Source organism: Bradyrhizobium sp. PMVTL-01 (assembly GCF_051861855.1).
Taxonomy (GTDB): domain Bacteria; phylum Pseudomonadota; class Alphaproteobacteria; order Rhizobiales; family Xanthobacteraceae; genus Bradyrhizobium.
This window is the reverse complement of sequence record NZ_CP193982.1, coordinates 1895817-1918182: the sequence shown is the minus strand read 5'-3', so window position 1 is coordinate 1918182 and position 22366 is coordinate 1895817. Positions and strand designations below refer to the sequence as shown.

The window sequence follows — 22366 nt, the reverse complement described above, 5'->3', positions numbered from 1 at the left end:
CATCATCTTCACGCCGACCGTTCGAAGGCGTGAGCCGCACGTTGAAATGCGAAGGGCTGCTGGCACGAGAGCGCTCCTGGAAGGTCATCCCGGCAATGGGATTTGCAGGCGATGGTGGGCTTCTTGGGCGGCCCGCCTTTCGGCGCTTCATTCACGACATCAGGTGCGAGATTGCCTAGAGCAACGTAGGGAGATCTGAGTAATGTTGGGTAATGTTGGCCAGGTGAGCGATATTGCGCCCGCGTTAAAACGGGCTTCTGGCGAGTCGCCGGCCGTTCTCGCCAGCCCAATTTCGATGCAGCCAAAACCGATAGCAGCTATCCGCATGCCCTCGCCGCAGGCGCTCGCAAACGCGCGCGTCGCTGGCGCTTGCCACACTATCGGAGGACACCAGACGAGCTGACGTACCACTTGACGATGGCCGCAGGCAGTTGGTTCAGCGCCGAGGAAGCATCAAGTCATTGAGGTCGAACACCTGGCTTGCCGACAAGCGGGAAAGTGAATTCAATTCCTGCACCCGCAAACGTATTCCACAGAGTCTGTAGCAGATCGTCGGATGCGGGAGGCGTGTCATTGTACTCTTCCAGCCGCCTGATCACGGCGCATGATAACCCGCTTCGCTCGGCCAACCGCTTCACCGACCAGTTCAGCATCCCCCGTGCGGCTCGCAACTGCCTTCCAGTGAGCTTCAATCCGCCTTTTCGCTCCCTTGCGAGTATATCGTAATGCGCGTCAACCCAGACGCCGAGCCACTCCCTTACACCGCCATTGCCGTTGCCGAGCGGTACAGCCGTGCATCGATGCCAACGGTAAGCTCCATCTGCCTGCCGCAACCGGAAGTCCACCTCGTATGGCTGTCCCGTTGCTAAGGAGACTTGCCACTGCCTGAGAGCGGCTTCGCGTTCCTCGTCACGGAGAAGGCCCGCCCAGTTTGATCCAGGCCCAACCTGGTCTACGCATTGATCAGGTTCGGAAAACGCGCTTATGCGACCGGCGCGACTGGCCGTCCACACCAGTCCCCGAGCGCTTCGGACCATAGCGGCGCAGCGCTCCGTTGCAATATTGAGAGCGTCCGACAAGTTGCGCTTTTCCGTGACGTCGGCAGCAAGCCCAAGCAGCCATTGCGGCTTGCCGGCCCGGTCCAGCAATGGCTCGGCTCGAGCCCAAGTTCTGCGCAAGGTGCCGTTGGGCCGGATGATACGAAATTCGTCCTCGAGCATCCCATGCTCGATTGATCGCTGATTGAGCCAGCGGGCCCGGCCGCGGTCGTCGGGATGAATCCTTCTTTCGATCTCGGCAGGGGACGGCCCTGTTTGGCGCGGGTCCAGGCCGAACAACTCGTAGAATCCGCGGGACCATTGCATCTGCCCAATGTTATTGCTCCGCCACAGGCCGATCGACAGCTTTATAAAGGGAAGTATATCGGCGAGGCTGATGCTGTCGTCGAACTCAAGCAATGTGAGCTCCTGATGAGGCGAGCTACAATCAGTTGCGGACACTTTCATGTCGTGTCCATCGAGAAAGGGCTGCCGGCCTGAGCTCGAACAGCTGAACCCCAACCTTGTCGCTAAAGCGTGATGGATTGGGTTGAATCGTCATCGCGCTTTAGCTCCTTGTTTGATCATAATCTTTTTGGAAAACCGCTTCCCGTTTTTCCGGATCATGCTCTAGCAGACGGCCACCCGCACATTGTTCGTGGCGCCTCTGAGCCCAAAGGGGAGCCCAAACACCACCACGGCCAGGTCGCTTGACGTGGCAAAGCCCTGCTGCTGCGCGGCATTCGTCGCAATCCTTGCCATCTCTTCATGGCCTGAGGGATCGCCGGATACGACGCTGTGCACGCCCCACAACAGACACATGCGCCTTGCTACGTTCTGATCCGGTGTCAAAGCAAGTATCGGCACCGGCGGCCGCTTGCGTGCTATTCTGGCCGCCGTCGTCCCGCTAGCGGTGAGGCCAATGATCGCTTTGGCATTGATGGCGGCTGCAAGGTCAGCCCCGGCAGCCGCTACGGCATGGGGCGGCGTCATCTCTTCATCCCCTCGCGAGGCGTCGATCAGAGAGCGATAAAGATGATGCTGCTCCGTACTCTTGATGATGCGATCCATCATTTCGACCGCTTCGATCGGATAGGCGCCGCTGGCTGATTCAGCCGAGAGCATCACCGCGTCCGCACCATCATAGATGGCGGTGGCGACATCAGAGGCTTCCGCGCGCGTCGGTGTCGGCGCAGTGACCATTGAGTCCAGCATCTGGGTGGCGACGATAACGGGCTTGGCAGCTAGCCGGCACGCCCTGACGAGCTCCTTTTGCCGGCCTGGCACCTCTTCAGGGGGGATCTCGACCCCGAGGTCGCCTCGCGCAACCATGATGGCGTCTGACAAGTGGATGATATCGCCAATACGATCGAGCGCCATCGGGGTCTCGATCTTGGCAACAACACCGGCGGCCTCACCGATCAATGCTCGTGCCTCGATAAGGTCAGATGGTTTCTGAACAAAGGACAATGCAACCCAGTCAACGCCAAGCTCGAGGCCGAATGCAAGATCGGCTCGATCCTTCCTGGTTAAAGGTGAGATATTGAGCAGCGCGCCTGGCAGGTTGACGCCCTTGTGATCACGGATGACGCCGCCGATCGCAACGCGCGCCACGATCTGGTCGGAGCCGAGCTTTTCGATCACCAAACGAACGCGTCCATCGTCGATGAGCAGAGCCTGACCGGGATAGGCAGCTGCGAATATTTCCGGATGAGGCAGCGGAATTGACTGCTTCCCGCCTGTCCGTTCGCTGAGCGCGAAGCAGACGGTCTCCCCGGCAGCCAGCGCGAGCTTGCCTTCATCAAGCCGCCCAATGCGGATCTTCGGGCCTTGCAGATCCTGCAGCACGCCGATCGGTCGATTGAATTCCCGCTCCAGCGCACGGATCGAGGCGAGCACACGGGCGTGGTCGTCACGGGTCCCGTGACTGAAGTTCAGCCTGAAAGTATCGACCCCCGAAAGATAGAGTGCGCGAAGCTTTTCAGGTGACGCGGTTGCCGGCCCAATTGTTGCGACGATCTTGGCATGGCGTGAGCGGCGCATCGTGCCCTCCAGGTCAGATGATAAGCCCGGTATCAAACGAGATTGGGCCGCTCATAAGGTACTCAAAGCGAGCTGGCCGACGTTGCGCAGTTTCGCTTTCTTCGTTGTCCCGTCGTTGTTGGGCGAGCAGGTGAAAACACCTCGCTTAAGCTCCGGATGCCGCCGCCGTCTGTCCCCGATGGGTGGATTGTACGATGCTATTCACCGCCCGGTAGGCGAACACGATGGCTGGTCCGATCGTAATGCCTGCCCCAGGGTAGATCCCACGCATCGGTGAGGTCATGTCGTTGCCGCAGGCATAAAGACCTGCGATCGGCGCGCCGTTTCCATTTAGGACTCTTCCGCCGGGATCCGTTGACAGGCCGGTCGCAGTTCCAAGCGTCGCCGGCACAATCGGAAGCGCAATGAATGGCCCTTTTTTGATAGCTCCAAGGTTCGGGTTTTTCTTTCCGACCGCGGGATCTCCCAGGGTTCGGTTGAAAGCCGATTCACCGCGTTTGAAAAGCGGATCGCGTCCTTCAGCTGCGTGGGCGTTATGTTCTTCAACGGTCTTTTGGAGCTCTTGCGGGTCGAGTCCTAATTCCGCCGCAAGCTCCGCAATCGTCCGGCCAATCTCGATGTAACCCAAGCGGGCATATTTCTTGATACTCAACGTCCAGGGCCAGGGGAGCAGGTGTCCCATGCCTCTGAGGCGGACGAATTCCTTGTCGCAAATGAAATAGAACCGCTTGTCCGCCGGATAGCCGTTGTTGAACATGGCAAGGCAGATGTCATGGTACGAATTGGATTCATTGACGAAGCGCTTAGCATTTGGCCCCACCGCGATGACACCTGGACGGCCACGATCGAGCCAGCCGTACGGGATCACTTGCGAGGAGCGGCCGTTCCTGAGGATCGACACGGGCGTCCAGAATCCACTCGATGCAACGTCATTATCGATCGCAGCTCCGAGCCTGCCTGCGAGCGCAATGCCGTCTCCAGTCACATCGCTGTGGGCCAGCGTATCATTGTGCTGGTGGGCTCGGCTGAGCTGGGCTCGCAATTGACCGTTCCGCGCAAAGCCACCGGTTGCCAGGATCACTCCGTGCGAGGCTCGGACGCGGAGATCCGTGCCATCCCGCTTGAGGAGTGCGCCAGTAACTCTCCCTCCCTCCCTCATCAGATCAACCGCTGGGCAGTTTGGCCAGATTTCGATTCCATATCTGCGAAGGCTTACCAATAACCGCGCGATCAGAGCATTGCCGCCACTGAGTTCAGTGCCCCTCCTGTAGCGCAGCCGGTCGCCTGCGTAGCGGCTGACCCGGCGAAGGACGTGCTTGAGCGAGGCAGCCGACTGGAAGGGATTGAGGAAGCTTCTGACTTCGCCGGACGAAATCATCATGCCGCCGAGCACGACGCGAATCGGATCACCTATCAGGTCGAAATCCTTGCCGAGAAGCCGTCCGTCGTAAGGTGCGGGGCTCAGCGCCCGGCCCTTGTCGATCCCGCCGATCTGGCTCGAATGATAATCCGGAGCGGTGGCCAGTGTGAACTTGACCTCACTCCCATTCTCCAAGCTGGCGAGCGCCGTTGGGCCGTCTTCAAGATAGGCATCCACGAACTCGGGGCGATAGTAATTGCCAAGTTCGTGTTGCAGATAGATCTTCGCATTCGCAATCGAATCATCGATTTTCGCCGCTCGGGCCTGCATTGAGCATGGAACCCAGATCATGCCGTTCGACAGAGCGGTCGTCCCACCGAGCCGGCCAGACTTCTCGCACACCGTCACCCGAAGTCCGGCCTTTGCTGCATAGAGCGCTGCGGACAGTCCAGCCGCGCCGCTGCCGATCACGAGCACGTCCGTCTCCCAATCCTGCGTTGGCTTGCTCGCTTTCGAGAAGGAGGCGGCAGTGGGTTTCAATTCGGAGATTGGGCTATTCATTCGTGCCTCGGTGCAGATTCTGCCGTGAATGCTGACGCTTTCGCGGGAGCGGAACGGCTTTGAACTCTTCGGCTGCAGCCTTCACGGCCCGCTCGATCGGGATCCGTTCGATGGAGGAAGCGCCAACGAAACCGACACATCCGGTCGACCGGTAGACTTCCGAGGTATCCTGAGGCTCAGCGATTGCCCCGCCATGGCAGAGAAGGATGATATCCCGGCGAACGGCTTGAGCCGCAGCATTGATCTCGTTGATGCGCCTGATTGCCTCTTCGATTGACTGTCCCTCCTCATGACCAACAAGTCCGCCGCGCGTTGCGCCGACATGCGGGACGATGCAGTCGGCTCCAACGGTCGCCATCGCTTTGGCATCGTGCGCGCTTGCGACATAGGCGAGCGAGAAGATGTTCTTCTTGCGCGCCGCCGCGACCATCTCGACCTCACGCTCAAAGCCGAGCCCCACGCGGCCTCGACGATCGCGCCATTTCTCACCCATCGTTGAAATGGTCGGGTAATTGATCACGCCGGAGAATCCGGCAGCCCAGAACTTGTCCAAGAGATCATCGAGGTCTAGCCGGAGTGGATCCCAAGCCTCGACACCGCCTATAATGGGAACGGAGGAGACGACGTTGCGGATCTCCGCAGCGAGTTCGAGCGTGCGCGCGTTGGAATCGCCTATCCGGCTCGTCGGCAGCCCCATCAACCGCGATAGGCCGGTGCTGTAGACCACAAGCATGTCGGCGCCGCCGAGAGCTGCGCATTTTGCGACGAGGCCACAACTGCTCGCCGCGGCAAGCACTGCCTTCCCAGCTGCAACTTGAGCTGTGACCTTTGCGAGTATTTCGGCCCGATCAAACATCCGCACGGGATGAACCTCCTGGTGTCAATTGTTCGATGATCCACGATGCGGCCGCCTCCGCAAATTCCGGATCATTGATGTGACAGTCCAACTCGCGGGCGATGATCGAGCGTGGCAGGTGTCGCCTCACCGCGTCGAACCAGGCTCTATCGGCTTCAGGATTTCGAAAGATGCCGCCGTCCCGGTCATAGTCAGACACCCCCTTGGCCGGCCACAACACGAGAGCGGGCCCCTTTGCTTGGGAAAGGCGCTCGGCTGTGAGCCTGCCTATGCGCTCGTTCTCCGAGACGGTCGTGCGCATGAGCGTCGTGAAGGGAGTATGCGAATAGAATTCGCGCCCCTTGAATTCGGCAGGCACGCTCGAGGGAAGGCCAAAATTCACCATATCGACGGCCCCCGGTGCTATGAGCTGGGGAATTATGCGGTGAGAAGCTGCTTTGAGCCGATCCGGACCTGCACTGGCGGTGCCGCCGACAAGCTCGTCAGCGAGTTCGGTTGTGGTCAGATCGAGCACCGCATCGAACTCACCGGCGGACACGAGTTGCTCCATCTTGCGTCCACCGGAGCCATTGGCCGGAAAGACAATCGCGTCGATGCCTGCCTCTGCCAGGTGCGCGACACAGCGATTTGCCGCCGGCGTCGTGACCCCAAAGGCCGTGATCGCAACTGTCTTTCTCTTCCGCCGCTCTCGAGCAGGCACATAGCGCATCGCCGCAATGGCCCGCCCTGCGTTGTCGAGAACGCGTTCGGTGAACGCGTTGATTCCGAACAGATCGACCAGGGTCGGATAGAGGATGATATCATTGTGGAGGGCCAGTTCGGCCAGGAGGGCTGGCCTCGCGCTGCTCACCAGCAACTTCGGGAAGCCATACGGCAAATCCGAAACAACTTCACCGAAGACTGCGCTGCCTTTGCCGCCCGCTACGCCGACGATGGCGTCGATCGCACCTGATCGCAGAAGCTCCTTCACCTCTGCACGCGCGCTTGCAGCTATTTCCCGTAAGAGCTCGGCGGGCGCAGCCACCCGTGCATCGCTGCCGTCCGGCTCGCTTCTGCCCCTCCTGTTTGATGTGCCTACATCTATCGTAAGAGTCTTGCGGCCCCACTGTTCGATCACTCGTGCGAGATAAGCGGTCTCGGGGCCCTTTGTGTCCAGGGTTGCGACGATCGCGACCTTGCCGGCAAGATCGGACGGATGACCATCCCGGACCGACCTCTGGTCGTCCGCGCAATGGTGAGACACGATCTTCCTCCTGGACGTTTCTGGACATTTGGAGGTCTAGATCGAAGTAAAATGGCTCATAAGCCCGGATACGAGCGCGACTGGGTAAAGTTGGGTAGATGCCAAGCGGCCCTTTGGAGCAGCAGCCGCTTCGCGGTGGACACGAAATCCCCAAAACTTAGATTCTGAGACTGTCTGGGCTCGTCCAAGCGATCCATGCCATTGATCTGACTGGCCCTTTGATTGCCGCCGCCTCCAGGCTTGTCTTAAACAGAACAGGAACGAACAAGCCTTGGTGCAAAAGTTTCCCCGGGGGAAACAGCACGCCGAGAGCCGGAATCCGATGCCCCGTTTCACCGACCGCTACGTCGCCTCGCTCAGCCAAGCGAAAAACTGTCGCGCATCTGGTGGATGCCCACGGGATGAGCTTCCCGCGGCAACCATTCCGGCCAATCCTTGGCTGCCTGCCGGCAGTGCTGCCATCCAGGCTCCGCAGCTTGACGGTCGATGGCAACCAGCTGACCGATCTGCCCGCCCTTCCGGCAACGATCGAGGAGTTCTCCGCCAGCAATAACCAGCTGACCAGTCTGCCCAACCTTCCAGCCAGGCTCCGTCGCCTGGACGTCAGCGAAATCAGCTGACCAAGTCAGCTGACCGGCCTGCCCGCGACCGTGCTGACGCAGCTCAGCAGCGCGTCCAGCATCGACCTGCGGTCTAATCCGATACTGGGCCCGGTGCTGGTCGATTTGGCGTCAGCCACGCGTGGCCCGGATTATGCCGGCCCGCAGGTCATGCTGTCGATGCCGCTACAACCGGTGGGACATCAGCCGCCGCTCCTGCACGAGGTCGTCACGGATTGGCTCGCGGACGAGCCCGGCGCAGTGGACACATCATCGGCATCGATGTTGAGACCGACAAGGACATCAGGCTGGCACCGGGAAGTTTCAGCATGTTCTCATTGGAGGAATGACCGGCGCCGGCAAGACGGTCTGGCTTCACGGCCTGGTGAGCCAACTGTTGAAGGCCGAGACCGTGGAGCGCCTGGTGCTGGTTGACCTCAAGAAATTCGAGTTCGCGCCACGCTATGGCGGGCATGCCAAGGTCACGATTTGCAACGCGATCGAGGACGTGCCGGCCGCCTTCGAAGAGCTGGACGAGCTGATGGCTCAGCGTGAAACTATTATGCTCGAAAAAAACTGGCGCAGCTGGAAGGAAGGGCGCGTGTTCGTCGTCGTGGACGAATACGCGAGGATACAGCAATTCGGAGCCGAAAAAAGACCCGCAAAGCCGCGAATGCGATTTTACGAGGATGGGCCTGCCGGCACAGCTCGACCCGTGGCCACCCAGAGAGACTAAGGACACCCGTGCCGTTAATCTGTTTCCGGCAGCCACTTCCCTCCCTTGGCTCGCAAGCGTTTCAGCCCATATAAGTAAGGTCACGATAACGCTCGGTAATGTATATGAAGTTCGAGTTCGCCACTCTTGAGAATCCGTGTTATGGTTCGATCATGACCGATAAGCGCAAGGGCTCCAGCATCAACTCCTCCTCCCGCATTCTGGGAGACAAAACTTTTGCGGCTATTTCGGCCGTGGAAGGGTTGAAGCTCGGCAAAGCTTCTAGGGAGCGCTTGTCAGCCCTCAACAAAAAGAATCTGACGCCGGCCCAAAAGAGGGCTGAGGTGTTGAGGGCGTACGTCCAGCCTAAAGGTCGCTAACGCCGTTGGGTCGTTACGACGTTTTTGACGATCCCTACTGCTATAAAGGCACCTTCGTCCTCAAGAACCGAGCCGGCCTCAGGGATGCGAAGACCCTGGACGATTTCGAGCTCGAAATGTCGACGCTGAGATCGCTAGAGCCATTACCGGCGGGCCGCTTTACGCCAGCACACTACAGAAGCATCCACCATCATCTGTTCCAGGACGTCTACACCTGGGCTGGAAAGTACCGGACTGTTTGGACTTTCAAGGGTAGAAACCCATTCGCCTACCCTGACCATATCGCCTCTTCGATGAACCAGTTGTTCAAGAAGCTTGCGCTGCCGGCGTTCCGACCTGAATCGCAAGTGGACGATTTTCTGGAAGAAGCCACAGACTTCCTTACGACCCTCAACGTCATCCATCCGTTCCGGGAGGGCAACGGTCGATCTCAGCTGTCCTTCATGCACCTCATCGGGCAACGCGCCGGTCATCCGTTCGAGTTTAAGCGCGTCGACCGCAAGACCTTCATGCCCGCCATGATCGCGAGCTTCCACGGCGATACCGGCCCATTAAGAGCCGAACTGGAAGGATTGCTGGGATGATCGACTATTCGCTGCCGGCCTGCCGGGCCAACAGACGACGCGCGCGCGCCAGCCGGGCTTTCAGGTCCTCCTGAAAGGCAGGGTCTTTACGCCGGCTCTCGATGTGCTCGCTGATAGCCGCACGAATCACGTCCGAAACGGCACGCTGCTCGACCGACGCGACGGTTTCGAGCGCTTCCGCCTGCTCGTCGGTGAGGCGAATGGTCATTGCTTTTGTGGTTTTCATGCGAGAAATCTGCACCTTAACACCGGCCTTGTCAAGCACCCTGGTTATGTGGTATCTTGGTATCAATGAATGGAGGTGCCGAGATGGCTGAGCATGAAGAACCCGGACGGGAAGACCGCGCCAAGGAGCTGGAGGCTTTTAAGGAGCGCCAGCTTCGTGAGCTGCGTGAGTTCGAGGAAAAGCAGCTGAAGGAGCTGGAGGAGTTCGAGAACCGCGAACGCGAGGAACTTGAGGAGTTTGAGGAGCGCCAGCACCCGTACGAGATCAAAATCGACCGCACCGAGTTCAAGGTGAAGGAGCACTTCCGGACCGGCGCTCAGCTGCGGGCTCTGCCCAACCCGCCGATCGGTCCTGACCGCGATCTGTTCGAGGTCGTGCCGGGTGGCTCGGACGAGAAGATCGCCGACAACCAGGAAGTGAAGATGCGCGACGGGCTGCGCTTCTTCTCGGCGCCGGCCCAAATCAATCCGGGCTCAATCTAAGGACAACCGCAGTGCTGCCTTCACACGACATCGAATACCTTAACGCCAAGGCGACGGGCCACCAGGTGACCAGCGAAGGCGGCGTCATCTGCGTGGTTGTGCCTAACTACGCCCTGCCTCCAGAGTTTGACCGGGAGGCCAGCGATCTCCTCATTCGCCTGGCCCCCGGTTATCCCGATGTGCCGCCGGATATGTGGTGGTTCCATCCGCCCGTCCGCCGCAAGGACGGTGTCGAAATCCCGGCCACGCAAGCCCAGGAGGGCCATCTCGGGCGCCAATGGCAGCGCTGGTCCCGGCATTTTACGGCGGGCCAATGGCGCTCGGGCATCGACTCGCTTCAAAGCTACTTTGCCCTGATCAGGAACGAGCTGCTGAAAGCGGCGCCGGGGGGATCATGATCGTTACACTCGTCCTTACCGAACCGCTGTTCCAGGAAATCGAACAGACCGCCAGACTGTCGGTGGAGACCGCAGGCGTGCTGCTTGCCGGGATCGCTCATGCACCGAATGGCGATATCCGGCTGCTTGGGCGCGGCATGCGTTGGGTACCGCAAGATGCCTATCTCGCGCGCGAGGGAGATCACCTTGCAATCGCGTCGCAGGGCTACGTTCCTGCGCTCGCTGAAGCCGAGCGCATCGGTGCCATCCCGATTTGGTTTCACACCCATCCCGGCACGGTCGGTCACCCGACCCCGAGCATGGCCGACCGCAAGGTCGATCAGGATATCTCCGACCTCTTCCGGCTGCGTTCGGGTGCAGAACTGTACGTCACGCTGATCGTGTCGCCACGCGACGATGGCATTACCTTTACCGGCGAAGTGAACTTCGGCGACGGCGGCAAAGCCCCGATCGACCGGCTCTGGCGCGTTGGCGACAACTGGCAGCTCGTCAATTCGTTCAATTCGGCCGCGCCGCAGATCCCCGCGATCTTTGATCGGAGTGTCCGTGCATTCGGCCCTGATATCCAGCAGACGCTTGGCGCCTTGCGGGTGGGCATTGTTGGTTGTGGGGGCACCGGGTCGGCTGTCGCCGAGCAGCTGGTGCGTCTCGGCGTTCGCCATCTGACCCTGATCGATGCCGACACACTGACCGAGAGCAACGTCACGCGCGTCTACGGCTCGACACCTGGCGTGGTTGGCGAACCCAAGGCCTCGATCCTGAAAGGCCACCTGATGGCCATTGCGCCAGACCTCTCCTGCAACGCTGTCACCGCGATGGTGACGCTCGAGAAGACGGCGCGTGAGCTGATCCCCTGCGACGTGGTCTTCGGCTGCACCGACGATAACGCGGGCCGCCTGGTTCTTTCCCGATTTTCAACCTTCCTCGCGATACCCGTGATCGATTGCGGTGTGTTGCTGGGCGGCATTTCTCAGCGCATTCTTTGCTTATCGTGCCTATGACGCTAGCACTCGTGCGGTGGTGGAAGCCAAAAGGCAGGCCAATGCTGCCGAATCGCAGATTGATGTAATTGTACACTGCGATCCACGCCTCATGTTCCTCCTTTAGGTTCTCAACGAGGGCTTTCACCGTCGCATCGTTAATCGCCTGCGGCTTTCCGTGACTGAACTCGTTTCTGCGTTGGTGGATGTCGTTCAATAGATCGGCGACGCCGGCAAAGCCGTGTGCGCGAAGATCATCGAAATAATTGGTTCCAAAGAATATCTTGTACAGTTCGTACAGACGAGGCCCTATTCCAGAATAGCGCCGAAGCGCGTCGTCTAAGACGCGCTGCGGAAGCTTGCGCATGGTTGCCCGGTGAAGTCGTTCAATGCGTGTTTCAAAGTAGCTCCAAAAGAGGAGCACTAGGGCCGCACGGGCGGCCGGGCGATCCGCGTCGGGGAAATGCGACAAACCTTCAAACTCAGCGGCTGGGCGCTCCCACTCCCGTTGCAGCATCTGCAAATAGACGTAGTCCTCATAGCGGCCTGCCGCGCCTGCGAAGGCTACCGGGACAATGATCTCGCGACCATCTATGATTACTGTCTGTGGTGAAGTATCGAATGGGCCAGCACCGCACGCCGGGCAAGGTGAACTAACCCCACGAATACCCGGACAGTCCCCTCCGCACACCACATAGCCTGACCACAGGCTCGTCCACGATCTCCCCGGCAGTTCGTCGTACCACATCCGATAAACCTCACGAGCAGGTCGGCCGCCTCACTGGTCCAGTGATACCCCGGCCTCTGATAACAGCCGTTTGCATGCGATTACATTACCACGACGATATAGATGGCGGCAAAAAGCCAGGGCCGCCACCGCCGCAAGACTCAGACTGCATGAATGCAGTGCTGGCGCTCAATCGTGTAACCGCAAATGCGATTACACAATTGGAGTGGCATGCGCTAACCGTATGAAATAAGACGTGTTCAGAAGCGCACTTGAAATCTTTGGTTGACCGACCTATATAGCTAGCGCTCCATGAGCATGTTTAGGTGATTGGAAGGGGCCCCGACTGCAATCGGGGCCTTTCCTATTTCCTGCACCTTGAAGGTCAGGCTGAACGTCAGTGCGAGCCTTCGCCATACAAGTTGCAGGAACGCGCTCATGTTTTTCATGATGCCTCCAGGTGATTGCGAGGCACCATGCTCACTATGAGCGAACAGACTATGCGGCAAAGCTCCTCCGTTGGCTACAGATAGCCCCGCTTTCGCTTCTGCGCCCATTTCGAAATCATGGCCATATCGGCCAGGCCTCGGGATGAGTACGTATCAATCCGAACTGTGCCGGCGCGGCCGATGCGCCCCCATTCTCGCACAAGGGAGCACTCACCAAACAGGGTAGGCTGAATGGCGAGCTTGTAGAACCGCGCCATGTTGCGGCGATTGTCTATGCGGGTGAGCATGATGGCGGTCATGCGGTTTCCTCCTCCTTTTGTTGTCGGGTTTGCGATGCACGGCACACTGTCGAAGCGTGGCAGCCGAGACTCCTGCCTATCTCCCGCAGACCTTTCTCTTCGTCCTGTAGCCTCTGCGCGTGTGCGATCTGCTCCTGGCCAAGGCTGAATTTGGGTCCGAATTTGCGACCGCTGGCCTTGGCACCATCCGCGGAATACGCAGCGACCGGCTGGACGGAATGCGCGCCACTTCTGGTGCGCGAACAGGTTGTTGATCACGGTTCTGACCGATCTTCGTAAACAGCTACCATTTGCGCTCCTGGGTCTGGACACCGACAACGACACTGTGTTCATGATGAGACGTTGAAAGAATATTGCGAGCAGGTTGACATCGTCTTTCACGCGCTGTCGCCCCTATCGCAAGAACGATCTTTGTCGAGCAGAACAACGGCGCGGTGGTCCGCCGGATGGTCGGCTACCGTTGATTCGAGGGGCTCGAAGCGGCTGTTTTGCTGGCGCAGCTTTATCGTTCGGCCCGCTTGTTCGTGAACTTTTTCCAGCCATCGTTCAAATTAATACGAAACGAGCGCGACGGAGCGCGTGTGCCCCGCGACCCCACATCAGCGGCTGGTCGCCGAAGCAAGAACACCTGATGCCGTCCGCTCCCGCGTCAATGAAATGTATGCCCGGTTGGATCCCGTCGCCTTGCGCGATATCCGAGCCGTGCAGGAGAAGTTAGCCAGTCTCACGGACGCCGCCCCAGCAAGCCATCCACCTGCGGCGCCAACGATCGAACAGTTTTTATCGAGCTTGCGAGTCGCGTGGAAAGAAGGAGCGGTCCGCCCGACCGACAGACCAATTGCGAAGCCGAAGCGTGAGCGACGACGCCCTGATCCGCTCGTCAAGGCTACACCACAACTGCGCGAATGGTTCGAGGCCGAGCCGTGGGGAACCGGGAGCGAAACTCCTTTGCAAACTTCAGGCAGAATCCCCCGGGGTCTACCCAAGCAAAGTACTCCGAACTCTTCAACGTCGTCTCAATCGTGACGCAGGGGGCAAGCAAGCGCACTGTTGTTTAGCTCCGGCGGAAAACGCAGCACAAACCGACGTGACTGATCCATCACCGGAAAGCCCGCCGCTGCTGGATGAAGCAACGACGGCGTGAAGTAGACCGGTGATCGACCGTGCTCAAGGCTGGCGCGTTGCGCCACCGCCTTCGGCGGCTGGCGGCCTTGACCACGCCCGATCACCGGTCTGTTGGCTCTGCAAGCGCTCGGTCGAGGACCGAGCGCGACATCGGCGCGCTCGAAATGCCCACCAGTAGTGCGACCGCCTTCCTTCGCTCCCCTGGGTAGGGAGCAAACTAGATGAGGCAACAACAGGTCTATCGGGAACATCGCTAGATGCGGCAATACGCGCTCTCATCCTGATTGTCTCGCCATATGAGCGACAATAGCGGCCTCGAAGACAGGACCATCGAAGCGATACGGCACTATCGCGAGACCCTCGCTGCGGTCGACGGCCTGGAGCGAATAGAACGTTCCGCGCATCAAGCGCTGACCAGGATACTGAGCTGCTGCCGGCTTCATCGACACCGAGATTAGATAGGTTATGAAGCCGGAGGTGAGCGATGAAGAGACGGAAGTTCAGTCGCGAGTTCAAGATCGAGGGGGTCAAGCTGGTCAGGGAGCGTGGGGTGTCAGTGGCGCAAGCCGGCCGCGACCTGGATGTTCATGAGAACGTTCTGCGCAAATGGGTAATGGAGTTCGGCTCCGACCTGGTGCAGTCGTCGCTCAAGACCGAACGGACGGAGAGCAAAACCTACACGACCAGAGACGAGGCGAGAGCCGATGTGTTCGACTACATCGAGAGATTTTACAACACGACCCGCAGGCATTCGACCGTCGGCTATCTCAGCCCGGTTGAGTTCGAGCGCAAGGTGGGATTAGCTCAATCGGGTGTCCATCAAACCGGCAGCAGCTCAAATGCGGGGACTAACATCTAGGGTCTGTACCTAATTAGCGAACTGTGATTCCCTCGCAGCGGGTTGATTCCACGCGGGGGACTTCGATGCGCAAAGGACTGTTCTGGCTCAACGACAAGCAATGGGCTCTGATAGAGCCGCATCTGCCAACGAACCAGACCGGACCGGTGCGCGATGACGATCGACGCGTCATCAGCGGTATCATTCACATGCTTCAGTGCGGCGCACGCTGGCGCGATTGCCCGCCCGACTATGGTCCGTACACGACGATCTACAATCGTTTCAATCGCTGGGCCCGGACATTGGCGGGCGATCTTTGAAGCGCTCGCCCGCTGCGGCAAAGACGGCGTGACTTTGTCCATCGACTCCACCACGATCAAAGCGCATCGCTCGGCGAGCGGCGGAAAAGGGGGGAGCATGAACAAGCGATCGGCCGCTCGCGCGGCGGGCGGACCACGAAAATCCACGCGCTGAGCGACCCTGACTGCAGACCTTGCGCATTTCATCTCACTCCAGGCCAGGACGCTGATATTGCCGCAGCGCCAGCCCTTTTGGAACTCGCGCCACCCATGTCTGCCCTCATTGGCGACAAAGGGTACGACGGCGACGGCTTTCGAGCCGAAATCGTCGATCGTGGTGCCAAGCCCGTCATTCCAAACAAATCCAACAGGGTCACTCTCCACAGCTTCAGCAAACGCGCCTACAAGGGGCGCAACGTTATCGAGCGCTGTTTCTGCCGCCTCAAGGATTTCAGGCGTGTCGCAACTCGCTACGACAAACTAGCCAGGAACTTCTCGCCGCCATCGTTGCCTATTGGATCAATTGAGTCCGAGCCCTAGTTCTCACCCTAGCCACCTGGCGCGCAGCTGGGAATCGGTTAGCTAGGGCGATCATACCCGGAGAGCTCGATGAGGGCCGGAACGCCGGATGAGTGCCGGCCGGGCTGCTTCGCTATCTGCAAAGCAGCCCTAGCTCAGACCCCACTCCCGGTGAGACTCCATCATCGGCTGCGAACGTGCCGGTGCAGAGTTCCGTGGGCAGAAGTTGCACTTCAATAAACCGACCTATTCAATTGAAGCTGACATCAGCCACTTAGTCGGTTTTGAAGTGCCTGCCGATCGATTACGAGGTTGCCGAGGCCCAGATCTGCCTGCCGCCTTCCCGCGAGCCGTCGTACCAGCGCCCGCGTCCCATCTACCAAAAAGATACCGCAATCGTAGCCGTTCCTCTGCTGGCTAATGGGGGCATCTTGCAGATCGGCCCCTACTCGCGCTGCGAGAATGGCCGCAGGTCCGGCATTGTGCCCCTGAGCGGAGTCGTAATGATAAGCAATCGGCCTGTGCCGGTCGCGACGGTCAACGAACAGCAGCGACCAATGCCTGCCGAGGGGGCGCACGCGGCGTCTGAAAGCGGCCTCCAGAGCCTGCCGCATTTCTTCGGCACTAGTATCGTTCACCGGCAAGAACAGGAAGTCGGCTGTGTCGTTTCCATTCCGATCGTTAACCAGGCGATGGAATGCAGTTAGGGCGTCCGCGTCTGGAAAGTGGCCCACCTGAAAAGCCACCAGGGGATCCACCAACCGGGTCCGAGCGGCGAGATTTGGGTTGCTTTGCCGCAACTCCTGCGACAGGAGCTCGTAGTCGCGAAGGATGTGCTGGTCACCGAGCCATTGCCTGGCCCCGAGCACCCGCCCATCGCAGTCGTCAGAGCCACTCTCGGTCGAGGCGGTGGTCCCGGGAACGAAGGATGAGCGGGGGTGATGAATCAGCTGAGCGTCGCGGCGTCCTCGCGGCCCCAACGTGATGGAATAGGTCTCACCGTTGATGGCGACCGGCTGGCGAGCCATTCGCGAACTCGGCAACAGCATCTTATTGTCCAGCACATCGAGCAGATAATCCGACACCGGCTGTGAGCCATGCTGCCAATCCTCGCCGACGAGGTGTCCGATATCCTCCAGCTCCTGCGGCACGCCTGACGGCCCGATGAAGAACGGCGGTCCGCCGGCTAGGCTGTGCACAGGATTTGACTGGGCGTCGTCACGCATTTCCTGGGGTGTAGAGGGCAGATCAGCGAAAGAAGCAAGACCTCGGTAAATCTCTGAGGACCGGGCTGGCGCGCCTTCCGGCGTCGGAAAATCGAAGTAGGACGGCACTTGCAGATCTCGAACCCAGGTTGAGGTCGAGCTAGCCGGTTCCTGCAACCCCGCCTCGCCAACCAGGCCTGTCAGCAAGGGCGGCCACTCACTTTCGGATGGCGGCGTAGGCAAATTTCGCATCCAGGTAGAGATTGAGTCCGAATCAGCTCTCTGCTGCGGGAGGTTCACACCGAGCATCCTGTTTGCATCAACGACCTGCGCATACTGCTTGAGCTTGTTCAGGCGCAGACGAAAAGCAGCATCTTTCCCTTTGGCTTCGATAAAGGCCTGGAGGTCTGCGGCCAGTGAGCGTTGCTGCTCTTCATTGCCGTTGATTCGGCTAGCGATACTTTCCTTACCCTGTTGACGGAGCCAATGACTCAACCCGCGTTGCGCCGTAGCAACCTTTGTAAGGCTTGTTCTCTTGGAATCTGGGTTTCTCAACATTTCGTCGGCAAAGCCCTGGATGAGGCTGGCGTCGTCGTCGTGAGGACGGAACCTGAATTGGGGCTCGAGACCGAGGTATTCTCGAAACGAATTGAGTGGCGCTGTCCGCTTTGTGGCTTTGCGGAAGGCCGCATAATCTGCGTTCAATGAAGACTGCTGCTCAACGTCGCCGTCAATTCGATCCATGATACCCAGCTTTCCCTCCCTTTGAAGCCAGTCGCTAAAACCGCGTAGGTTGGTAGCCATTTGGGAAGCGACCTTGGATGCAAAGCTGGACATAGCGTGCGTCAAAAAGCCATCGATGGCGGTTCTGTCCTGCTGATAAGCCCCCAATGTTTCACGGCCCATCAGGCGAGGCCCGGCACCGACAGCTTCGAGCTCGTTCGCCCCGATCCTGCGTAGATGAGACAGTGCCACACTGAGCTTGTCATCCTCATCACCGCCAGCATTGACATACTCGTCGACCATGGCGGCGAGCCGGCTTGGTTCGTTGAACGCGTAATCAGCCAGTGGACCCTTATTGTGCGCTCGCAGCCACTGAGCAAACGTGGTAAGCGGCTGCACATTGGACGTAATTGTGCGCGTGGGGACCTTTCCGGTCCCGCGTCCTCTGGTACCATCGGGCTCAATTCTGTAGTCTTGGACATTCTTCACGAATTGGCCGATCATTAGCTCGTCCGAAGGATACATCGGTTCATATTGCCTACCCACCCAATCGGGGGCTGAAAGGGAATTTCTAGCGTGGAAATGCTGAAGTGCATCCAACGCTCCGCCCACGCGGCTACTGCTGTTGGCGCTCGCCTGCTTCGTAAATTCAGCTTTATAAGCCGCCAGCAGATCGGGATTGCCAAGCAGGTCCTTCAAAATGACGCCCTTGGATTGGAGGAACTCGCTGAACCATCGGAGAGCTGTCTCATGGTTCTTGATAGTCTTCGTCGGACGGTTCGCGCTGACCAACGCCGTCTTGAACTCCTCAATCAGCTCCAGGTCTGCTTCAGACGGCCGACTGCGCTTTGCGAAGTCCATGCGAAGCTCCGAGCGGAAGTCAACAGGCGCTGGCCTGCTCGGCCACCTCTCACGGCGGCTTACTCCAAAGACTTCACCCAGTCTTGATTTGACCCGGGAGAACAGCCCACGTGACTTGTTGTCCCTCGTCTGGAGCGGAGATTGTACTTCCGAGGGCGCCGTGTAGCGCGTGCTGCTGAATGGTCTCCGTCGTAAGTCAGTGCGGTAATCATCTGCGGCCGAGCCAAGATGAGCGTGCGAAACATCAGTGCTGCAACGCGTGCTGCTGATCGATTTGTCCCGGAAATCGGATCTTGGCGGTATTCTCATCGAACCACCGATGTCTGTGCGCTCAATGTCTCCGTGCGACCCGCCCGCCGAACTTTCGGAAGAACTTCCCTCAGGCGAGCTCACCTCGTGAGAGTGGAGCTGCAGCTCACCCAATTGCTGCTCAAAGCCGGCTTGATATGCTGGCTCAAGCTCGATCTCTTCTCCCGCACGCTGCAGTTCCTGCTGCTCTGCGTACCAGCGCATCCAATAGTTCGGATCGTGATAGCTCGGGTCCATGCCGCTCTCCTTAGTTGAGATCAGTTTTCATAGCAGCCCCAGAGGCACACGCCGGTGCAGTGACCATTGGGCTGCGGGCTCAAGAAGCCGGAGGCAAAAATCGCCAAATCGAAGGGATGATACTATTATCTCACCACGTGATGAGAGCTCCCGCATTACTCGCATTTGCCACCTTGGCTGCTTACGCCACAGCCTCCGTATCCAACAGGTAACCGCTTGCCAAATCTCAAGGCAGATTGAGAAACACCGAAGCCGTCAAACGATCCGAAAGCCACAAAGCTACCGCCCTCCTTCCGCGCAAGATCGCGTGCGTTACATCGCGGTCGCAATCGATAGTCCCAGCTACTGTTGAACCCCGTCCGGGCTGCGATACTTGCCAAGCTCTACTTGGGCTCAGTTCTTCGGCGCAATGCCCCTCCCGTTCGCTACAACCAACCCCTTCATGCCTGCATAGTGACATACTCTGACACACCTGAGATAGTTGAGCCCTGTCAGACTCTGCAACCTGACGCTACGTTGGCATCAAGCCCCTAGCTATCGCGGTAAGCTGCTCGGCTTTCATCGCCTTCCAGCCTGCGCCAACTCATCGCAGCTCGTCGGATCAGTCGCCGTTCCGACGGTTGGGACGGGACCAGATTAGGCTGAAGCCCTCATCTTCTTCATCGTCGAAGAGGTTGGCGCAGATCGGAGCGGTGAAGCTCGGATCGTCAACCTTGAGGCTCAGATAATCGGGGCCCTCGTTGGAGCGGTTGGGGCCAGCCGGCACCGATCTCCGCTCTGCCACAGTAGATTCGGCGGCTGGGGCTGTTCTCGCCCGAGCGGCTGGTTTCGGGGATGATCCAGACGTTCCTAGCCTGGAGCAAGAAGGTCACGATCTCGCCGTTGAACTCGTTTTAGGTCAGCCGTCAACCGTCCTTTTGAAATCAAGCATCAGAGTATGCTTCGCAATTTGCTGGAGGACATTTGCGAGTGTCCTTTTTGCTGGATCGCGGCGACCCGTGCGAAGCGCCGCTTCCGACGATTGGCCGCCTCAGCGTGACCAGATGAGCGCGTATCCGCCTTCGTTCTCCACGAGGCTCGCGTAGATCGGCGCGGGGAAGCTGGGGTCGTCAAGCTTGACGGAGTGATATTCCCGGCCAGTCTCCTTGGCGACGTTCTTCCCTACGAGCGCGCGGAGGTCGGGCGACTTGTCGCTGTCCTTCTCGGCGACAACCAGGCGGGTCTTGATGTTGAGGCTGAGGGTCTTGATGACTCCGGCGAACGAGCCGTCTTCATTGCGGGTGAACGTGCCGATCTGAGCCATGGGCTTCTCCTTTGCTGTATCAGGTCGCGACCATCGCGGCCTTGATGGCGATCGGAAAACACCGGGCGACCGGCCCGCACCCGAAGGGCTGGAACGAAGTGGAAGGCGGCGCAGGGACGAGCTTCTTGCCTCGCGAGGAAGCCGCGCGGAGGCGTCAGCCGAGCACGGCGGGGAGAAGGTCGGCATCGCGCTGTTGCGGGATCAAGGGCGGGCAGCGCAGCAGCCGAACGCGGTGTGAGATACGCCAGCAAGAAAGGCCGCAACGGACGCACCTCAGGACAGCCCTGCGGAGGAGAGACCTGGCTCATGGCGCAGAACATCAGCGGGGACGGCGTGACGGGGAGCATCGAGACACTCCCAACATCGGACATGACTTGTTACCGGGAGGCCGCGACTGGCATGACATTGTCGGTGCTTGGCAGGGGCGGCAAGGAACCTGGGCAAGATGACGGCATCATCGAGCATCGTCCCGGTGCTCACCTTCTGACGATCGCAGCAACATGGGGCGGCGATGGCGATTGAGTCCTTCGTCAACTGCACGCAGCGGCGGTCGGCCCTGTCGGCACGGCGTTCAGCTTCGATCGCGCGCCGCATGAGTCCGGCATTGTCGGTCGCGAGCTGTCGAATCTGTTGCTGCATGTCTTCGATCGCATTGCGCTGTTCGGCGATTCTTTCTTCGATGGTGGTGATCCGGTCGGGCACGCGCTGCCGCTGGCGAGCCCGGTTGAGATCGTCGAGGATATCGCGGTGATTGGCGTAGATGGCGTTACGGCCGACATGCGCCTCGCGTGCCAGTGCCGCGACGGTCAGGCGTTGCTCGCCTTCTCGGAGCAGGCGATCGAGCGCGGCATGCAGCTTCTCGGCGGTCGCCACCATGCGCCTGTCATGTGGATTTGCAACTGATGGCTTGGCCATGAGATTCCTCTGTTGACGAAAGATCGGACAGGATGCGCTCGCACTCGGCGATACGCGTGCTGGCGAGAGCACGGCTCGCTTGGTCGAGATGCTCGTTTGCGATCAGTGCGAGGTTGCGCTCGAGGCGCGCCTGCCAGACCGAAGCGCGGGCACAGGCGTTCGGTACCGTCACGGCCGGGAGCGACAGGGGCGAGACAATCGTGGCCGAAGGGAACGGCGGCGCGCGTGTCGCATGATATTGGCGCCCGCTCGTTCCGGTCGGGCCCGGACACCCAGTCGATCATCAGGTCTTGCAAGCGGGCTATTGTCTGGCGCTGGAAGCGCGTCGTCTCCTCGCTCTTAAGATAGGTCTCCGTCGTCAAGACACCGGCATGGTTCAGGATCGATTGGGCGACGAGAATGTCGCCGCCCGAGGCGCGGTAATGCTCGGTCGCCACGCTTCCACGAAATAACGCGGGAGCAAAGTCGGCAATCGGCTCCCGCAGCTGATCCGGATGAGTCGTGTTCCAGGCCTCGATACGTTGGTTGGCGCGCTTGATGAATCTGAGGATGGCGAGCCTTAGAACGGTGTGCTCGATGACCCCGGTGCGACCGCGAAGCGAGCGACGCGAATGCATCTCAAAACTGCTGCGCGTCAGAAACAGACGATCCTGCTCGCTTGGCGGTGCCGTGGCGACGATCGGTTCTGTCAGCACCAGCATCATCTCGATCAGGTTGGGTGCGGCATAGCGCCGACGGCGATCGAAGGACCGCCGCTGCGCCTTCTGGAGCCGCGTGCCCGTCTTGGGCTTGTTCCAGTCGACGATGACGCGGTGTTCGTCGAGCGGATGCGGTACGAGGCAATCGCGACGGATGTATCGCAGGGGTTCGGGATTGGCCGCGGTCTGGATGGCGATCGCCAAGAAGAAAGGAACGAGCGTGTCGGTCGTGACGTGGAAATACTGCGCCATGGTGCGGGCGCCACCGTAGTACTGGACCAGTGTGGCAGCTTTGATCCCGTGCGCTTCAAGGGTCGTCGTGTTCGGCATGAGGCCGCCGTCGATCCGGCCGATGCGCCATATCCATCGGTCGAGGCCCTGGCCGCGCAAGATCT

The 22366-nt window shown here is 59.6% G+C and carries 19 protein-coding genes and 5 pseudogenes; 11 read left to right on the top strand and 13 right to left on the bottom strand.

The window, feature by feature from the left end; all coding sequences use genetic code 11:
- Positions 1-458: 458 nt before the first annotated feature.
- From ACRQ5Q_RS08820 to ACRQ5Q_RS08800, 5 genes are all read right to left on the bottom strand, one after another.
- Positions 459-1457: a PAS domain-containing protein gene (locus tag ACRQ5Q_RS08820; RefSeq protein ID WP_439397156.1), complete on the bottom strand. Its 999-nt coding sequence runs from the start codon at positions 1455-1457 to the stop codon at positions 459-461.
- Positions 1458-1667: 210 nt separating this feature from the next.
- The gene (gene pyk, locus ACRQ5Q_RS08815; RefSeq protein WP_439397154.1) at positions 1668-3080 is read right to left on the bottom strand and encodes a pyruvate kinase; all 1413 of its coding nucleotides are present in this window, start codon (positions 3078-3080) and stop codon (positions 1668-1670) included.
- Positions 3081-3225: 145 nt separating this feature from the next.
- Complete coding sequence (locus tag ACRQ5Q_RS08810) at positions 3226-5001, bottom strand: FAD-dependent oxidoreductase (RefSeq protein WP_439397153.1); 1776 nt, start codon at positions 4999-5001, stop codon at positions 3226-3228.
- Positions 4994-5797: a phosphoenolpyruvate hydrolase family protein gene (locus ACRQ5Q_RS08805; protein WP_439397151.1), complete on the bottom strand. Its 804-nt coding sequence runs from the start codon at positions 5795-5797 to the stop codon at positions 4994-4996. Before ACRQ5Q_RS08805 ends, ACRQ5Q_RS08810 begins: the two co-directional genes overlap by 8 nt.
- Positions 5798-5849: 52 nt before the next feature.
- A complete protein-coding gene (locus ACRQ5Q_RS08800) occupies positions 5850-7100 on the bottom strand; it encodes a Tm-1-like ATP-binding domain-containing protein (protein WP_439397149.1) in 1251 nt (416 codons plus the stop codon).
- Positions 7101-7576: 476 nt separating this feature from the next.
- On the opposite strand from ACRQ5Q_RS08800, the gene ACRQ5Q_RS08795 reads away from it, so the two are divergent.
- The 4 genes from ACRQ5Q_RS08795 to ACRQ5Q_RS08780 all read left to right on the top strand — a co-directional run bounded on the left by ACRQ5Q_RS08795 (position 7577) and on the right by ACRQ5Q_RS08780 (position 9378).
- Positions 7577-7720 (top strand): hypothetical protein, encoded by a 144-nt coding sequence (locus tag ACRQ5Q_RS08795; protein WP_439397147.1) that lies wholly within the window; start codon positions 7577-7579, stop codon positions 7718-7720.
- Between the two features lie 325 nt (positions 7721-8045).
- The gene (locus ACRQ5Q_RS08790) at positions 8046-8435 is read left to right on the top strand and encodes a hypothetical protein (RefSeq protein WP_439397145.1); all 390 of its coding nucleotides are present in this window, start codon (positions 8046-8048) and stop codon (positions 8433-8435) included.
- A gap of 104 nt (positions 8436-8539) precedes the next feature.
- Positions 8540-8794 carry a hypothetical protein gene (locus ACRQ5Q_RS08785; protein WP_439397144.1) on the top strand — a complete coding sequence of 85 codons (255 nt, stop codon included), beginning with the start codon at positions 8540-8542 and terminating at the stop codon, positions 8792-8794.
- Between the two features lie 5 nt (positions 8795-8799).
- Positions 8800-9378 (top strand): Fic/DOC family protein, encoded by a 579-nt coding sequence (locus ACRQ5Q_RS08780; RefSeq protein ID WP_439397142.1) that lies wholly within the window; start codon positions 8800-8802, stop codon positions 9376-9378.
- 4 nt (positions 9379-9382) lie between these two features.
- Here ACRQ5Q_RS08780 and ACRQ5Q_RS08775 read toward each other — a convergent pair whose 3' ends face one another.
- Positions 9383-9604 carry a DUF6290 family protein gene (locus ACRQ5Q_RS08775; RefSeq protein WP_439397140.1) on the bottom strand — a complete coding sequence of 74 codons (222 nt, stop codon included), beginning with the start codon at positions 9602-9604 and terminating at the stop codon, positions 9383-9385.
- Between the two features lie 83 nt (positions 9605-9687).
- Between ACRQ5Q_RS08775 and ACRQ5Q_RS08770 the strand changes: the two genes are divergently transcribed.
- From ACRQ5Q_RS08770 to ACRQ5Q_RS08760, 3 genes are read left to right on the top strand one after another with little or no spacing between them, the layout of a single operon-like run.
- Positions 9688-10086, top strand: a complete 399-nt coding sequence (locus ACRQ5Q_RS08770; protein ID WP_439397139.1) for a multiubiquitin domain-containing protein — start codon at positions 9688-9690, stop codon at positions 10084-10086.
- An 11-nt stretch (positions 10087-10097) separates the two neighbouring features.
- Positions 10098-10484 (top strand): E2/UBC family protein, encoded by a 387-nt coding sequence (locus ACRQ5Q_RS08765; protein WP_439397137.1) that lies wholly within the window; start codon positions 10098-10100, stop codon positions 10482-10484.
- The gene (locus ACRQ5Q_RS08760) at positions 10481-11485 is read left to right on the top strand and encodes a ThiF family adenylyltransferase (protein ID WP_439397135.1); all 1005 of its coding nucleotides are present in this window, start codon (positions 10481-10483) and stop codon (positions 11483-11485) included. Before ACRQ5Q_RS08765 ends, ACRQ5Q_RS08760 begins: the two co-directional genes overlap by 4 nt.
- Positions 11486-12493: 1008 nt before the next feature.
- Here the strand turns inward: ACRQ5Q_RS08760 and ACRQ5Q_RS08755 are convergent.
- Together ACRQ5Q_RS08755 and ACRQ5Q_RS08750 are read right to left on the bottom strand one after the other, a co-directional pair.
- Complete coding sequence (locus ACRQ5Q_RS08755; protein WP_439397133.1) at positions 12494-12640, bottom strand: hypothetical protein; 147 nt, start codon at positions 12638-12640, stop codon at positions 12494-12496.
- Positions 12641-12714: 74 nt separating this feature from the next.
- Positions 12715-12939 carry a WGR domain-containing protein gene (locus ACRQ5Q_RS08750; protein WP_439397131.1) on the bottom strand — a complete coding sequence of 75 codons (225 nt, stop codon included), beginning with the start codon at positions 12937-12939 and terminating at the stop codon, positions 12715-12717.
- 201 nt (positions 12940-13140) lie between these two features.
- Between ACRQ5Q_RS08750 and ACRQ5Q_RS08745 the strand changes: the two are divergent.
- The 4 pseudogenes from ACRQ5Q_RS08745 to ACRQ5Q_RS08730 all read left to right on the top strand — a co-directional run.
- Positions 13141-14034 (top strand): annotated as a pseudogene (locus ACRQ5Q_RS08745) (ISNCY family transposase); the annotation flags it as partial.
- 514 nt (positions 14035-14548) lie between these two features.
- Positions 14549-14695 (top strand): annotated as a pseudogene (locus tag ACRQ5Q_RS08740) (transposase); the annotation flags it as partial.
- 9 nt (positions 14696-14704) lie between these two features.
- A pseudogene (locus tag ACRQ5Q_RS08735) lies at positions 14705-14923 on the top strand (IS3 family transposase); the annotation flags it as partial.
- Between the two features lie 65 nt (positions 14924-14988).
- Positions 14989-15728, top strand: a pseudogene (locus ACRQ5Q_RS08730) (IS5 family transposase).
- A 258-nt stretch (positions 15729-15986) separates the two neighbouring features.
- Here ACRQ5Q_RS08730 and ACRQ5Q_RS08725 read toward each other — a convergent pair.
- The 5 genes and pseudogenes from ACRQ5Q_RS08725 to ACRQ5Q_RS08705 form a co-directional block, all read right to left on the bottom strand.
- Positions 15987-19055: a Ulp1 family isopeptidase gene (locus ACRQ5Q_RS08725; protein WP_439397130.1), complete on the bottom strand. Its 3069-nt coding sequence runs from the start codon at positions 19053-19055 to the stop codon at positions 15987-15989.
- A gap of 601 nt (positions 19056-19656) precedes the next feature.
- Positions 19657-19930: pseudogene (locus ACRQ5Q_RS08720) on the bottom strand (DUF736 domain-containing protein).
- A 155-nt stretch (positions 19931-20085) separates the two neighbouring features.
- The gene (locus ACRQ5Q_RS08715; protein WP_439397128.1) at positions 20086-20358 is read right to left on the bottom strand and encodes a DUF736 domain-containing protein; all 273 of its coding nucleotides are present in this window, start codon (positions 20356-20358) and stop codon (positions 20086-20088) included.
- Between the two features lie 273 nt (positions 20359-20631).
- Complete coding sequence (locus tag ACRQ5Q_RS08710) at positions 20632-21234, bottom strand: hypothetical protein (protein WP_439397126.1); 603 nt, start codon at positions 21232-21234, stop codon at positions 20632-20634.
- Positions 21165-22361 carry a hypothetical protein gene (locus ACRQ5Q_RS08705; RefSeq protein WP_439397124.1) on the bottom strand — a complete coding sequence of 399 codons (1197 nt, stop codon included), beginning with the start codon at positions 22359-22361 and terminating at the stop codon, positions 21165-21167. Before ACRQ5Q_RS08705 ends, ACRQ5Q_RS08710 begins: the two co-directional genes overlap by 70 nt.
- Positions 22362-22366: the final 5 nt, after the last annotated feature.